Genomic DNA, 13,707 nt, shown 5'->3' on the forward strand with positions numbered 1-13,707 from the left:
ACAATAATAATGCGAGGAACATCGCCATGCGAAGTAAGGCATTGGCCCTGCTGGCTTGTTGTCTTTTCCTGAGCGTCACCCTGACGGGGTGTGCCACCACACAACTTCCCCTTGCCGACCCCGGCCCGGTCTCGGGCAGTCGTGATGCCACACGTTACCAGGTGAAGATCCCCACCCATGATGGCCAGATGCTGGCCGCCACAGTCTACCAGCCCGCGCTGGCTGCGGGCGACTCCGCACCGCTCATTATTGCCACGCACGGCTATGGCGGTTTTCGCGCCAAGCGTCCGTTTTCCATCTACGGCAAGACCATGATTACCGGCCAGGCCGCGATCGCCGCCTGGCGTGCGGGTTACTGGGTGGTGTTCTATGACCAGCGCGGTTTCGGCGGCAGTGATGATCGCGTGCACATGATGGCCCGTGACAAGGAAGTACGCGATGTGTCCTCGGTGATCGACTGGTCGTTGGCGCACCTGCCGGGTATCAGCACGCTGCCGGACGGTGCAGCGGCCATCGGCATGATCGGTGAAAGTTACGGCGCGGGCGCGCAGATCCTGGCGTCCTTTCACGAACCGCGGCTGCAGGCACTGGTCCCTGTGGCCGGCTGGCATGATCTGGCGGACGCCATGGCCCCCAACGGCCACGTGCGCACCAGTTGGGGCGGCGCCCTGGCCACCGTGCCGCCGGTAACCAGCGGTTTCTCGACACAGACCCTGAGCCGCCCCTGGCGCAGCATGTTCAGCGGCACCATGAACCATGAAGTACGGCGGGAACTGAATGCCCGCAGTCCGGCAAGCTGGTGCGGCAACGGCCATTCGCCCCAGGCCGATGTGTTGCTGGTCCAGGGATTCCGCGATTCCCTGATGACCATGGATCAGGCGCTGGACAACCGTCAGTGTTTCCTCGATGCCGGTCGTGACGCGCGCCTGCTCGCCATCCAGGGGGGCCATATCCTGCCCTGGCCAGTACAGCGCTGGTCTGGCAAGCCGCTGTTCAATACCGACCGCGATATCAACTGCAACGGCGAGGCCCAGCGCCTGGAGCAGGTCATCCTGTCCTGGTGGGATGAGAAGCTGCGCGGTGAAGAGCGTGAGGTGCCGCCCTTGTGTATCGCGCTTGATTACGATGACGCCATCACGCCGGAGAATTTCCCTGAATCCGTGCAGCGTTTTCCCGTGGCGCGTGAGCAGGTGCATATTCCCATCGCCGGGCTGTTCGAGGGGTTCATGGTGCCCTTCGACGCGGGCTACGACGTGTTTCGCGGGCTCTGGAGCAATGCCGACCGGCGCTTCCTGACCCCCAGTGGCGGGCTTGGTCGGCCGCGCTTTATTCCCCTGTATGTGGTGGAACGCGACGACGAGCTGTTGCTGGGCACGCCGGAGATCAATCTGATGCTGGCCGGCACCGCAAGTGTGCGCAGTACCCGGGTCTTCGTCGGGATCGGCGTGCAGCATGCCAATCAGCGGCGCATCCGTGTTGCCAGCGAGCAGCTTACCCCGCTCCCGCGCAAGGGGCGCTATCAGCAGGCGCTGACGCCGGTGGCCACCCCCCTGCAGGCGGGTGACCGGGTCGGCCTGATTGTTTATGGCTTCAACTGGCAGTACGCCTTCAACCCCTCCTTCTGGTGGAGTCGGGCACACTTCAATGGTGAGGTGGCGTTGCCGCTGATTCGCGACGATCGCTGATGGCCCTTCTGTCGTTCACGACCAGTGTCGGCACGCGCGTGCGTGCCGCCGCATACTCTGCCGGGTGGGTGCCGTCTGCCAGCGACCGGTCAAACAGCAGACGCACCGCAAAGCGCAGTTCCTGCTCCGGCGGCCAGCCGCGCAAGGCATAGCCCAGATTGGGAAGCTGGCCGGGAAACTGCTCCGGCTTCACTTCCAGATGGGCGTCGTCCTGGTAGACCAGCCCCAGCGGAATGTCTGACAGCGCGGGCGGCACCACCAGATCGGCCAACAGCGCAAAGCCCTGCTGCGAATCGAACAGGATCCAGCTTTCGTCTGTGGTCAGCCCCCGCTCCACCAGCGCTCGCTCTTCATCATCCATGCGGCCATCCACCAGACCGCTGAGCGAGCCACTCCGGGCGGTGCGCACCACGGCGCCGTACTGGGCGTTGCCATCGATGGACACCGAGACTTCCGGATCGCGCAGCGTGCTGCGGTACAGACCGGGCACGCGGGCGTAGCTGTGGGCCTCGTAATGATCCGGGTAGCGGTGCGCCTGAACATGCAACCGCATGACCGGGATGCCCCCCAGTACGACACGGGTTTCCAGATGCATGACCGACCGCAACGGACCATTCCGGTGTCCGGCCAGACGTGGGCGCAGGTTGGTGTTGTCCAGCGTCATGCGTGCCCGGCGGCTCATGAAACCACCGCTCATGCGCATCTTCAGGGTGTCGATGATCGACCCCTCGCCTTCATACGTGTGGTAGCCCAGGTAGCGCCAGTTGAGTTCATTGTCCGGGTCGACGTCCAGACGATAACTGGCGGTGCGGGTGATGCCGGTGTCGATATCGTGGTCGACATAGCGTCCGGGATGCCGGCGAGGGTCGTCCTGCGCCAGGTAAAGATAGCCCGGCTGCGCGGCGTCATCGTCCAGCACCAGTTCAACCAGCAAGGCGCCCTTGGCCGGCACGGCGTCCGCGGGTGCCCTGCCGCCCAGATCGCGCGCCCGGAACAGCAACCGGTCGGCACCGGTGAAGCGTTCCGGGTCGCCGTCCGCGTCCAGGCCAGACTCGGCAAACCAGACCATGTCAGCTTCGCCAATGGGATCAATCTGGAAGGGTATCGGCACAAACCCGGTATCGGGCTGCCAGCGCAGCAGGGATAACCGGGCTGATGACACGCCCTCGGCAGCCCCCAGATCGCGGGCCTGATAGTGCAGAATGCGTGTGTCCCGGGCAGCATCTGCCCAGGCGCTGAGGGGCAGCAGGCCCGCCAGCAGTATCAGCCAACGTGACATCAGCCCCCCCGGCGCAGGGTCGCTCTGACATTCACCGTTCCGGGGGTCTGGCTGCTGGAGATTTCCACCGCCGCCGCACGGATACCCTGCTCCTGTTCCAGCAACTGGAGCCAGGCGATGACCCGGGCAAACTCCTGTTGTTCCAGCTGGATACGCGCCGCGTTGTTCCCCTCGGGCGTGAAACCGCGCAAGGTCAGTCCCGACTGGGAAGCACTGGCGTTGATCACCGATATCCAGTCGCCCTGGAAACGCTGCGGTTGATCACTGCGGCTGTCCCGGGCCTGACGCACCACATCCGCATTGTCCTCGATCCAGCTCAGCACCCGCTCGCGGGCAAGGTAGTTGTTGATGGCCCGCTCGCGGCTGTTGAGTACCGGCGCCCACATCAGCTGGTAAATCAGCAACAGTCCCAGGAAAACCCCCAGTATGGACACCGCCAGTTGCTCCCGCCGCGCCAGTCCGCGGTACCAGACCAGTGCCGGTTCGGCCCGGGATACCGCTTGCCGTTGCCACTGTTGCCATTGTTGTTGTAGTTGTTCGCGCATCAGCCTTGTCCCACCCGCATACGTGCTGTCACACCGCTCGCCTCGCTGCGGGCGGTGCCGATTTCCGCAGACAATCCGGCAGACTGCAGCGCCTCGCGCAGCGCCTCCAGTGCCGAGAAGTCCTGGGCATTCAGATCCAGCATCAGAATGCTTTCCCGCTCGTCATAGTTCAGTCGCCGTGGCGTCACACCCTGACCGGACGCAGCGCCAATGATTTCTCCCGTCGGGCCCATCAAGGCAAGAAAACCGCTGCCACCGGCACCGCCGCCAAGACGGTTCAACTGGGTCTCGAACTCGCGCACGATCATCTGCGGACGCCCCGTGCCGGGGAACAACTCCTGATAGAGCGTCACGGAGGCCTCGGCCGTCTGTTGTGCGGCCTTCTCGTACTGCCAGGTCTGAACCATCAGCAGGACCCAGATACAGACCAGTACGGCCGCGGCCAGCCTGGCCACGGGCACCCAGGGCATCAGCCAGGCGGGTCCGTCCTGGCCTTCCCGTACCGGGCGCAGGTCGCTGTGCAGGAGATTGACCCGATCGACCGCCGCGAAACGCTCTGCCAGACGGGCGAACAGCGCGCCCGGCTCATCAATACGCTCAAACAGGCTGTCATCCAGACCCAGCAGTGCGGGCAACTGCGCCGCCTCGCCCTGGGGCAACACCAGCGCCTGACCGGCATCCGGCAGGCACAGCAGATCGCCTCCATCAAGGGCCGCCATGCAGGGGGCATCGTCGCGCAGCAGGTCCGCATCCACCCAGGCACCGATGATCCGGGCATGGGACGCTTCGGCACACCAGTCGAGCAATTGCTCCAGGCCCTGGCGCTCGCAGGCCAGCACCGGATAGCGGTCCTCGCTGGGCCGACCATGGGCAAACCACAGGTCTTCGGCCCGGCCAAGCACGGATTCCTCCAGCAGATAAGGCAGCACCTTCTGGATATGTCGTCCCTGGCGACGGCTCAGACTGACACGGGTCACCAGCACGTCACCGGCCGACAGCACCAGGTGAATGTCGCCGCGCATTGCTGCCAGCGCCTCACTGAGGCTGCCGCAGGTGCTCCCTGCGGCGGTGCGCCAGCGCGCCTGCACCGCCTCCGGGCTGTCCGCCCGCAGCGCGCCGGGTGCCAGGTAGAGAAGTCGTTGCTCATCCATCGTTATCATTACCCTGCTCTGTCAGGGCCTCACTGTAAAAAGCATTGCATGGCGGCTCAAGCGGGCCCAGCACAGGCACCAGCTGACGACTGAAGACCTGCGTGGGCCCCTGTTCCAGCCGCTGGATGCGGGTCATCAAGCGGCTGCGCTGGTCATTGCGCTGTACATCCACCACCACCTGAAAGTAATTCGAGCGCACATCCAGCCGTTGTTGCAACGCCTGGCGCGCTTCCGCCTCCATGGCGCTGAACGGCGCCTGGGCCATCAGTTCATCGATGGAGCCTATCGCCGCCTCTTCGCGCAGGCTGACAATCAGTTGCCGCCCCGCCGAACCCACATTATCAGCAAAGATCGCATCCAGCACGGGTTGCGAGGCCGTGTTCACGTTCAGCCGGGTGTCCACCGGCAGCGCGGTGAACAGACTCCAGAACAGCGGGCCGGGAATGTCCTCGGCGCGCATGCTGCGCAGGGCGCGCAGCTCGGATTCATGTGCCGCCGGGGCATTGGGGGTGCGGCGCCAGCGATAATCCGGGTCCTCGGCCCCCTCGACGCCATCCACGATGTTGTTGCTATCGATCCAGTCCGCCATTTCGTGGGACAGCCGCTGTGCCTTGCCCGGATCGGTCAGCGTATCGCCCAGCAGCGCGGCCAGCCGCTCGCGCCAGACCTCGTCACGGACAAACTCGGTGCCCTGCTGGGTCACCAGCCAGTTCAGGTTGAAGCGCCCCTGCAGGTCCTGCACCGTGGCACTCAGCACGGCGTCCTCGTAGGGCGTTGGCGGCAGATTGACGGCCCAGTTTTCCTCGACACAATCGTCCACCAGGGCGTTGTTGTTGCGGTCATCCTCCAGGTCATCGATCAGCCCCTGGATGGCCACGGTCTCCGCCGCAATGGCGTACTGATAGCGCTGGTCCCAATCGGTCAGGTTCTCGGTCCGGGCGCGGAAGCGGTCCTGGCGGAACATCACTTCGGTGGCAATGACCGTCATCAGCGCCACCATCATCAACACCACGATCAGCGCCATGCCGCGCTGCCGGGTTGCCGGGCTCACGGCTGGCTCCACGGGTTGATCACGGTACGGAAGAAGCGCTGGATTTCCGTCTCGTCGGTAAAGGTCATTTCCATGTCGATGCTGCGTGGCAGGCGCTGGAACAGTGCCGGGGTCTGGGCCAGCTCAACGTCCGGCCACTCGTCACGCCAGACCCATTCACCCTGGGGCCCCTGATCGAGAAACCGGAAACTGATACGTTCCACGCCTTCGAGCACCACGCTATCCACCGGTTCGGTCCCCTGATTCTGGTCCACGGCGGGCCAATGACGCCGGATCAGACGCTGTTCTTCATCCACCAGATAGACGACCCGCTGCATCTGGCTGCGCTGACGCAGGTCAAAGGGATTGGCCCAGCCCAGCCGGGTGAACTCGAAATACTCGGGTGTGCCACGCACGGCGGGCTGCGTGTCCCCGAACGGATCACGGGAGGGCCTCGCCACCAGTTGCTCGATGTCCTGGGCCAGGAAGATCAGCGCCCGCTGTCGGGCCTCCTGGGTGCTGGCATGGGTGGAGAGGATGTCGCGGTTGTCCAGCGCGGTGGTGAACGCCAGTTGGGCGGCCACATACATGAACGCAAAGATCGCAATGGCGATGACGACTTCCAGCAGGGTAAACCCGGACTGGCGGCTCATGGTGGTGTCCCGCCTTCTGCGTCGACCTCGACCACCTCATCGGCGGGCTTGCCCAGCAGGCTGGTCAATACGTACAGCACCTGCCGTTCGCGTCCGGCCTCTCTGTCTGGCCCCACCTCGACATCGACCCGCCGAGTGTCCGGGTAAGGGCCGCCGCTGATCCGGGTGCGCACCAGCCAGTGGCGCTCACCACGCTCGATGCGCTCATCCTGGCTGCCGGTTTCCGGCCATTGCTGGTACACCTGAAGCTCCACCAGCTTGTTACTGGCCAGCATATAGGCCTGGGTACGCTCATCCAGCATGTAGGTATTGCTGGCCGCCGTGCCCATGCTCTGCATCAGCGTGGTAATGGCAAACACCAGAATGCCCAGTGCCACCAGAACTTCGAGAAGGGTAAAACCGCGCTCACGGGCCACTCAGTCATCCTCCTCGACGGTCACGCGGGACAGCGCTGACAAGCGCATGCGCACGGGCAAGCGTTCAGAACCGAGAAGCTCGAGATTCAGTTGTGCCGGGGTGGATTCACCGCTGGGGAAAAAGAAAAGTTGCGGCCGTTCGTCACGGTCTGCGTCATCCTCGCCGGCCACCAGGCGCGATTCGGCGGCCTCAGCGAGGCCGAAACCACTTTGGCCGTCACGGCCATCGCCTTCCTCAGGGCTCTCCAGATCCCAGCTCAGCCGCAGGTCATCGTTCAGCCGCCAGGTACCCAGCCCGGAGCGCGAGGCCCCGCCGAAGGGCACGAACTTCTGCTCGACGGGGTCAAAACGCATCGGCGTGACCCGCTCTTCCTCCAGGCGCACGCCCATCAGCTCGCCGCTGAAAACGCTGTGCTCACCCACGGAGGAAAGCAGGTCGCGCATCCGCTCTACCCCCTGGTCAAGATCACGCTCACTGCCGATGAACAGATTGGGGGTCAGTACTGCAGCAAAGAGCGCGATCAGTACGATGACCGCCAGGATTTCAATCAGCGTGAAGCCGCGCTCAGTCCCGCCGGCGCAGCTCATTATAGTTGAGGTCCGCATTGACGCCCTCGCCCCCTTCCACGCCATCGGCACCCAGCGAGATCAGATCATAAGGCCCTGACGTACCGGGGCTGATGTACACGTAGGGGTTACCCCATGGGTCTTCGGGAATCCGCGACAGGTAACCGCCTTCCGGCCAGCTGCGGGCATTGCCCGGTCGTTCGACCAGCGCCCGCAGGCCCTCTTCGGTGGTGGGGTAACGGCTGTTATGCAACCGGAACATGTCCAGTGCCGAGGCAATGCTGGCCATATTACTCTTGGCCAGATCCACCCGGGCCTGCTCCCCCTGCCCAATCACGTTGGGCACGATCATGGCCGCGAGAAGCCCGAGAATCGCCACCACCACCATGATTTCGATCAGCGTCAGACCCCGCTGGACCGCTCGCTGCGCCTGCTTCTTCATTGCTGTAACTCCGCTAATACGATCAATGTCTTGTTATCCCCGTGCTACATGGCGAACAAAGCGTTCATCTGCATGATCGGCTGCATCATGGCCAGCACGATCAGAAAGACCAGCGAGGCCATGGTCAGCAGCATGGCCGGCCCCAGCAGGCCGACTACAGTACTGACCACCCCGGCGAGTTCCCGTTCCTGATATTCCGCAGCCCGGCTCAGCATCCGGTCCAGTTCACCACTGGCTTCCCCGCTGGCGATCATCTGCACCAGCATGGGCGGGAAGTAACCGCTGGCGTCCAGTGCCCGGCTCAGATTGCCGCCTTCACGCACCTTGCTGGCTGCCTGCTTGACCGCCTCGCGGACCGCCAGGTTGCCTACCACCTGACTGGAAATGGCCAGCGCTTCCACCAGTGGCACGCCGCTGCGCGACAGGATACCCAGCGTGCTGGCCAGACGCGAGCTGTCTGCGGTACAGATCAGCTTGCCGATCAGCGGCATCCGCGCCAGGCGTTGATGCACCCGCATTCTGAACGACGGTGACTTGAGGGCCTGCACAAAGGCCACCACCCCACCGATGATCAGGAGCACGGCCAGCCACAGCCAGTCGCGGAAGAAATCGCTGATGACGATCATGACCCGGGTCAGCGCAGGCAGGCCCTCTTCGTTGCGGGCAAACACCTCCACCATGCGCGGCACCACGTAGGTCATCATCAGGGTGATAATGACAATGGAGAACACCAGGATGAAGGCCGGGTAGATCATCGATTGCATGACCGAACGGCCGGTGTCGTGACGGTTTTCCAGGTATTCGGCCAGTTGCTCCAGCACCTGCTCCAGATGCCCGCTCTGCTCACCGGCGGCCACCGTGGCCCGGTACATCTCCGGGAAGGCCCGCGGGAACTCGGCCATGCTTCGGGCCAGGCTGTAGCCCTCGGTCACTTTGGCCCTGACTGCCAGAACGATGCGTTCGATGTGCGGTCGCCCGGCCTGGCGCGCAACCGCAGACAGCGCCTGCTCGATCGGCAGTCCGGAGCGGATCAGGGTCGCCAGCTGGCGGGTAATGAGCGCCTGTTCTGCTGTATTCAGCCGCCCGGCACGGGACAGGCTGGAAAAGAGTGTGGCCCCGCCCTTGCGATCGCGCGCCTCGCGCACTTCAAGAGGCACCCAGCCCTTGTCACGCAGGGCCTGGCGCACCTGGCGCGCGCTGTCGCCCTCCTGCATGCCTTTGCGGACCTTGCCACGGGCATCCAGGGAGCGGAATTCAAATGCGGGCATGGCGTGTGCTTCCCTTCTCAGCCTTCACGGGTCACCCGCAACACTTCCTCGATAGTGGTGTCGCCGGCCAGCACCTTGCGCCAGCCGTCGGTGCGGATGCCGGGCGTACGTGTCCGGGCATGCCGCTCCAGATGCTGTTCGCTGGCCCGGTCGTGGATCAGCTCACGCATCTGATCATCCACCACCACCAGTTCATAAATCCCGGTGCGGCCCCGATAACCCTGCTGGTTACAGTGGTCACAGCCCTTCGGGTGGTACAGGGTGACCTGCTGGTCCTCGCCCAGCCCCATCAGCTTGCGCTCGCTGGCGGAGGCCTCATAGGGCGTCTTGCAGTCACTGCACAGCACCCGTACCAGGCGCTGGGCCATCACGCCCAGCAGGCTCGATGAGAGCAGGAAAGGCTCGATCCCCATGTCCTGCAGCCGGGTGACCGCGCCAACGGCCGTATTGGTGTGCAATGTCGACAGCACCAGGTGGCCGGTGAGCGAGGCCTGGACCGCGATTTCTGCGGTTTCCAGATCACGAATCTCCCCGATCATCACCACATCCGGGTCCTGACGGAGGATCGCACGCAGCCCCCGGGCAAAGGTCATGTCGACCTTGTTGCTGACCTGGGTCTGGCCGATGCCTTCCAGCTGGTATTCCACCGGGTCTTCCACGGTGAGGATGTTGCGCGAACTGTCATTCAGCTCGGTCAGACTGGCATAGAGGGTGGTCGTTTTCCCGGAACCGGTGGGGCCGGTCACCAGAATGATGCCGTGGGGCTTGTGGATCTGCTGCATCATTTCCTGGTAGCAGACATCGCCCATCCCCAGATGACCGAGTTGCAAACGCCCGGCCTGCTTGTCCAGCAGACGCAGCACCACCCGCTCGCCGTTGGTGGACGGCATGGTGGACACCCGCACGTCCACGTCACGACCACCAATGCGCAGGGAAATACGACCATCCTGCGGAATACGCTTCTCGGCAATGTCCATGCGCGCCATGACCTTGATGCGGGAAACCAGCAACGGGGCCAGCTCCCGGCGTGGCGCCAGCACCTCGCGCAGCACGCCGTCCACGCGCATGCGCACCAGCAGGCGCCGTTCAAAGGTCTCGATATGGATATCGGAGGCATTCTCGCGGATGGCCTCCTGCAACAGGGCGTTGATCAGCCGGATGATCGGAGCGTCATCCTCCTGCTCCAGCAGATCGGAGGTCTCCGGCAGGGCTTCCGCCAGGCTGGCCAGGTCGATGCCATCCAGATTGTCGGCCGCCTCGGCGGCGGCCCCCCGCTGCTGCTCGTAGGTGATGGCCATGGCACCGGCAAAGCCGCCCTCGTCCAGGGTCACCACACGCGGCAATTCCCCGAGCCAGCGACGTACCTCGGCCAGAATCTGGATGTCCACCGGGGGCACACAGCACAGCTCGCGCTGCCCGGCCGCCGTACGCAGCATCACCTTGTGCCGGCGGGCATAGCTGTATGGCAGGACATCACGGGCAGCGACTGCCGGGGTGAGGTCCTCCTCCAGGTCTGTTTCCATCTCTGCGTCGGCCATGGTCTCGGGCTCTGGTATCGGTGCTTCTGTTAATACTTCTCCATGAGCGCTTCGACAATGCAGCGGCCGGTCTCGTTCATGTCGAGAAACTGGAATCCGGCGTGAAACTCCCCACTGTCCTGCCCGGCACCTGCCGGGCTGCACCAGACGGCGCGGGCATCAAAGCTCATGGTGTTCAATCCGTTGATCTGCTCCGGCAGCACCACCGACAACGCCATCCGCTGCCCTTCTTCGATGGCCTTGCGGGTGGACAGCTTGAAGCCGTCGATGCTGACGTTCAGCAGCCGCCCTACATTGCCACCAGTTGTGCGATCGAACAATACCATCTCGCGGAAGACTTTCTTGCGCGGATAACGCCTTGCATCGCGCGCCTGGCGCTCGGGGGACGACAAATCCTCGCCGGTCAGCTCCCTGAACAGCACCACACAGCCATTGAAGGCGTCCCCCTGCTGATTGATCGGGCTGGCGCTGATCTCGATACAGCGGGTCTGATCACCTCTGGCCCGGGCGTACAGGGGTGCGTCATTGCGCCAGGTCGCGCCCTCCTGGCAGTGGCGCAGCAGATCGGAGCTGTCCCATTGCCACGGCGTCTGCCCATCGGCGTCGCTGAACAGCACCTGTTCCAGGGCATTGCCCACCAGGTCGTCGCGATCACAGCCCAGCAGTGTGCAGGCCGCATCATTACAGAAGGTCACCCTGCCCTGTTCGTCGGTGCCGAGCACCCCTTCACCGAGTGCCTGCAACAGGCGCTCGTTCTCGTCCTTGAGTCGTTTCATCTGTACGACGGCCTGCTGCAGTTTGCGTTTCTGCATATCCAGGTCGAGGAAGACATTGACCTTGGCTTCCAGTATCTGCTGGTCAATGGGCTTGAACAGGTAGTCGACAGCGCCCGCCTGGTAGCCCTTGAAAACGTAGCTCTGTTCCTTGCTGATGGCCGTGACGAAAATGATCGGGATACTGCGCGTGCGGCGATTTTGCCGCATGAGTTCAGCGACTTCGAAGCCATCCATCTCGGGCATCTGCACGTCCAGCAGCACCAGTGAGAAGTCCTGCTTGAGCGCCAGCTGCAACGCTTCATTGCCGGAAGTGGCCATCACCAGATTGCGATTTGGCGCCTCAAGGATGGCTTCCAGCGCAATGAGATTTTCCCTGTGATCGTCAACGACGAGAATATTTTGCCTGATCATGCCTGCAACCCGAAAACAAGCGCTGAAATCATGTCACCCATGTCATCCAGATCATGGATTTCGTCCACACACCCTGTGGCAATAGCGGCCTCGGGCATGACCCGCGCTTCGGCGGTTACCGGGGACTGCGCCATGGTGATTCCCCCTCGTTGTTTTATATACGTTATACCGGCTGCCCCGTCATCATTGGCGCCAGTGAGGATAATGCCAAGTACATTGCTGCCAAAGACGTGACCGGCGGAAAAAAACAGCTCATCAATCGATGGCCGCGAGTAGTTTACTGGCGCCGCCAGTGAAAAACATACCGTGTGGTCCACATCCACGAGCATGTGATAACCCGGCGGTGCCACATAGACACTCCCCGGTTCCAGGGGCGTCTTGTCCGTTGGCGCCACGACCCGCAAGGCAGTGCGGGTATCCAGTATCCAGGGCAGCTTGTCACCCCCGGAGGGATGCTGATGTTGCACCAGCAGTACCGGCACCGGCAGGTTCGCGGGCAGTTTGCCCAGAATGCGCGTGTAGGCGTCCAGTCCACCCCAGGAGGCGCCCATCACCACTGCCTGAATCCGTTGCTGCATCACACCTCGCCATCAGCGGTCCTGCTCACTTGCCGCCGCGCTGTTTTTCTGCCTCGTACGCCGCCCGATAGGCCTGCGCTTCCTTGAGTTTTGCCTGCAATTCCCGACGCTGCTCGTCCAGTTGCAGGAAGAAGTTCACCTTGCTCTGCAGGATCAACGGATCCAGCGGCTTGAACAGATAGTCCACCGCGCCGGACTGATAGCCCTTGAAGACATACTTCTGCTCCTTGCTGATGGCCGTCACAAAGATGATCGGGATGTTCTGGGTATCCTTGCGTTGCCGCATCAGCTCCGCCACCTCGAAACCATCCATGCCCGGCATCTGCACGTCCAGCAGCACCAGCGAGATATCCTCCTTGAGCAGGACCTTCAGCGCCTCGGGCCCGGAGTGGGCCTTGATCAACTCACGGTTGGGCGCCTCCAGGATGGCATCCAGCGACACCAGATTGGCGGGCTGGTCATCGACCATCAGTATCTTCTGCTGAATCATCGTGTGTCTCTTTTCATCAACTGTCGTTTGCGGAAGATCCGCATATCCGCCACGACCGGTTCAAAGTGCTCCTCGCAAGCGGAAAAGCGCAGACTCTCCTTGGTGCCCAGACACAGGTAACCGCCCATGTCGAGGCTGTCCCGGAACAAACGGAAAACCCGCTGCTGAAGCTCGCGATCAAAGTAGATCAGGACATTTCGACACACTATCACGTTCATTTCGCCGAAAACCTGATCTGTCGCCAGATCATGATCGGCAAACACGATATTGCGCTTGAGGCGCTGATCCATGATCACACCGTCGTACTTGGCCGTGTAATAGTCTGCCAGTGAGCTCTTGCCACCTGCCCGGCGGTAGTTCTCACTGTACTGCTTTACCGCCGCATAGGAGTAGATGCCCTTCTTGGCCGCGGCCAGGACATTCTTGTCGATGTCGGTGGCATACAGCATGGCACGGTCGTACAGGCCCTCTTCCTCCAGCATGATCGCCATGGAGTAGATTTCCTCACCGGTTGCACACCCTGCGTGCCATATCTTGATGAACGGGAAGGTCTTGAGTACCGGAATGACCTCGTCGCGAAACGCCCGGTAGAACTCCGGGTCACGGAACATCTCGGTGACGTTGACTGTCAGGTCGTTCAGCAGCGTGACGAAAAACTGCTGGTCACGCAGTACCTTGTCCGTCATCGCCATGATGGATGGCAGCCCCGACATCCCGAGCCGATGCAGTACCCGGCGGCGCAGCGAGGCCTTGCTGTAGCTGCGGAAGTCATACCCGTACAACTGGTATATCGCTTCCAGCAGCAGGCGAATCTCGATGTCCTCGAGATTGACCTGCTCGTCGCTGATCGGCGCGGATGCCGGTTCTGGCGTTTTCAT

At 62.9% G+C, this 13,707-nt stretch carries 15 protein-coding genes; 1 reads left to right on the top strand and 14 read right to left on the bottom strand.

All coding sequences use genetic code 11. The features are described 5' to 3' along the window. Positions 1–26: 26 nt before the first annotated feature. Positions 27–1,685, top strand: a complete 1,659-nt coding sequence (locus DKW65_RS07200; protein WP_111656611.1) for an alpha/beta hydrolase family protein — start codon at positions 27–29, stop codon at positions 1,683–1,685. Here the strand turns inward: DKW65_RS07200 and DKW65_RS07205 are convergent. The 14 genes from DKW65_RS07205 to DKW65_RS07270 are packed head-to-tail and all read right to left on the bottom strand — an operon-like array spanning position 1,642 to position 13,707. After that, a complete protein-coding gene (locus tag DKW65_RS07205; RefSeq protein WP_111656612.1) occupies positions 1,642–2,964 on the bottom strand; it encodes a hypothetical protein in 1,323 nt (440 codons plus the stop codon). The genes DKW65_RS07200 and DKW65_RS07205 overlap by 44 nt on opposite strands. Beyond that, entirely contained in the window at positions 2,964–3,509 is a 546-nt protein-coding gene (gene gspM / locus DKW65_RS07210) for a type II secretion system protein GspM (protein ID WP_111656613.1), read from the bottom strand. The genes DKW65_RS07205 and gspM overlap by 1 nt, the downstream gene beginning before the upstream one ends. Then, positions 3,509–4,669 (bottom strand): type II secretion system protein GspL, encoded by a 1,161-nt coding sequence (gspL, locus tag DKW65_RS07215; protein WP_111656614.1) that lies wholly within the window; start codon positions 4,667–4,669, stop codon positions 3,509–3,511. The genes gspM and gspL overlap by 1 nt, the downstream gene beginning before the upstream one ends. Next, positions 4,653–5,711 carry a type II secretion system minor pseudopilin GspK gene (gspK, locus tag DKW65_RS07220; RefSeq protein WP_245932424.1) on the bottom strand — a complete coding sequence of 353 codons (1,059 nt, stop codon included), beginning with the start codon at positions 5,709–5,711 and terminating at the stop codon, positions 4,653–4,655. Before gspK ends, gspL begins: the two co-directional genes overlap by 17 nt. Beyond that, positions 5,708–6,343 carry a type II secretion system minor pseudopilin GspJ gene (gene gspJ / locus DKW65_RS07225; RefSeq protein WP_111656615.1) on the bottom strand — a complete coding sequence of 212 codons (636 nt, stop codon included), beginning with the start codon at positions 6,341–6,343 and terminating at the stop codon, positions 5,708–5,710. Before gspJ ends, gspK begins: the two co-directional genes overlap by 4 nt. Then, positions 6,340–6,759 (bottom strand): type II secretion system minor pseudopilin GspI, encoded by a 420-nt coding sequence (gene gspI, locus DKW65_RS07230; protein ID WP_111656616.1) that lies wholly within the window; start codon positions 6,757–6,759, stop codon positions 6,340–6,342. Before gspI ends, gspJ begins: the two co-directional genes overlap by 4 nt. Continuing rightward, entirely contained in the window at positions 6,760–7,347 is a 588-nt protein-coding gene (locus DKW65_RS07235; protein WP_162925757.1) for a type II secretion system protein, read from the bottom strand. Further along, the gene (gspG, locus tag DKW65_RS07240; RefSeq protein WP_111656618.1) at positions 7,325–7,768 is read right to left on the bottom strand and encodes a type II secretion system major pseudopilin GspG; all 444 of its coding nucleotides are present in this window, start codon (positions 7,766–7,768) and stop codon (positions 7,325–7,327) included. Before gspG ends, DKW65_RS07235 begins: the two co-directional genes overlap by 23 nt. Positions 7,769–7,812: 44 nt before the next feature. Beyond that, positions 7,813–9,036 (bottom strand): type II secretion system inner membrane protein GspF, encoded by a 1,224-nt coding sequence (gene gspF / locus DKW65_RS07245; protein ID WP_111656619.1) that lies wholly within the window; start codon positions 9,034–9,036, stop codon positions 7,813–7,815. A gap of 17 nt (positions 9,037–9,053) precedes the next feature. Beyond that, the gene (gene gspE, locus DKW65_RS07250; RefSeq protein WP_162925841.1) at positions 9,054–10,559 is read right to left on the bottom strand and encodes a type II secretion system ATPase GspE; all 1,506 of its coding nucleotides are present in this window, start codon (positions 10,557–10,559) and stop codon (positions 9,054–9,056) included. Between the two features lie 44 nt (positions 10,560–10,603). Further along, positions 10,604–11,761 carry a response regulator gene (locus DKW65_RS07255; RefSeq protein WP_111656621.1) on the bottom strand — a complete coding sequence of 386 codons (1,158 nt, stop codon included), beginning with the start codon at positions 11,759–11,761 and terminating at the stop codon, positions 10,604–10,606. Next, the gene (locus DKW65_RS07260) at positions 11,758–12,339 is read right to left on the bottom strand and encodes a chemotaxis protein CheB (protein ID WP_245932425.1); all 582 of its coding nucleotides are present in this window, start codon (positions 12,337–12,339) and stop codon (positions 11,758–11,760) included. The genes DKW65_RS07255 and DKW65_RS07260 overlap by 4 nt, the downstream gene beginning before the upstream one ends. A 25-nt stretch (positions 12,340–12,364) precedes the next feature. Further along, positions 12,365–12,829, bottom strand: coding sequence for a response regulator (locus DKW65_RS07265; protein WP_111656622.1), 465 nt, complete (start codon positions 12,827–12,829; stop codon positions 12,365–12,367). Next, a complete protein-coding gene (locus tag DKW65_RS07270; RefSeq protein WP_111656623.1) occupies positions 12,826–13,707 on the bottom strand; it encodes a CheR family methyltransferase in 882 nt (293 codons plus the stop codon). The genes DKW65_RS07265 and DKW65_RS07270 overlap by 4 nt, the downstream gene beginning before the upstream one ends.

Source organism: Isoalcanivorax indicus (assembly GCF_003259185.1).
GTDB lineage: Bacteria > Pseudomonadota > Gammaproteobacteria > Pseudomonadales > Alcanivoracaceae > Isoalcanivorax > Isoalcanivorax indicus.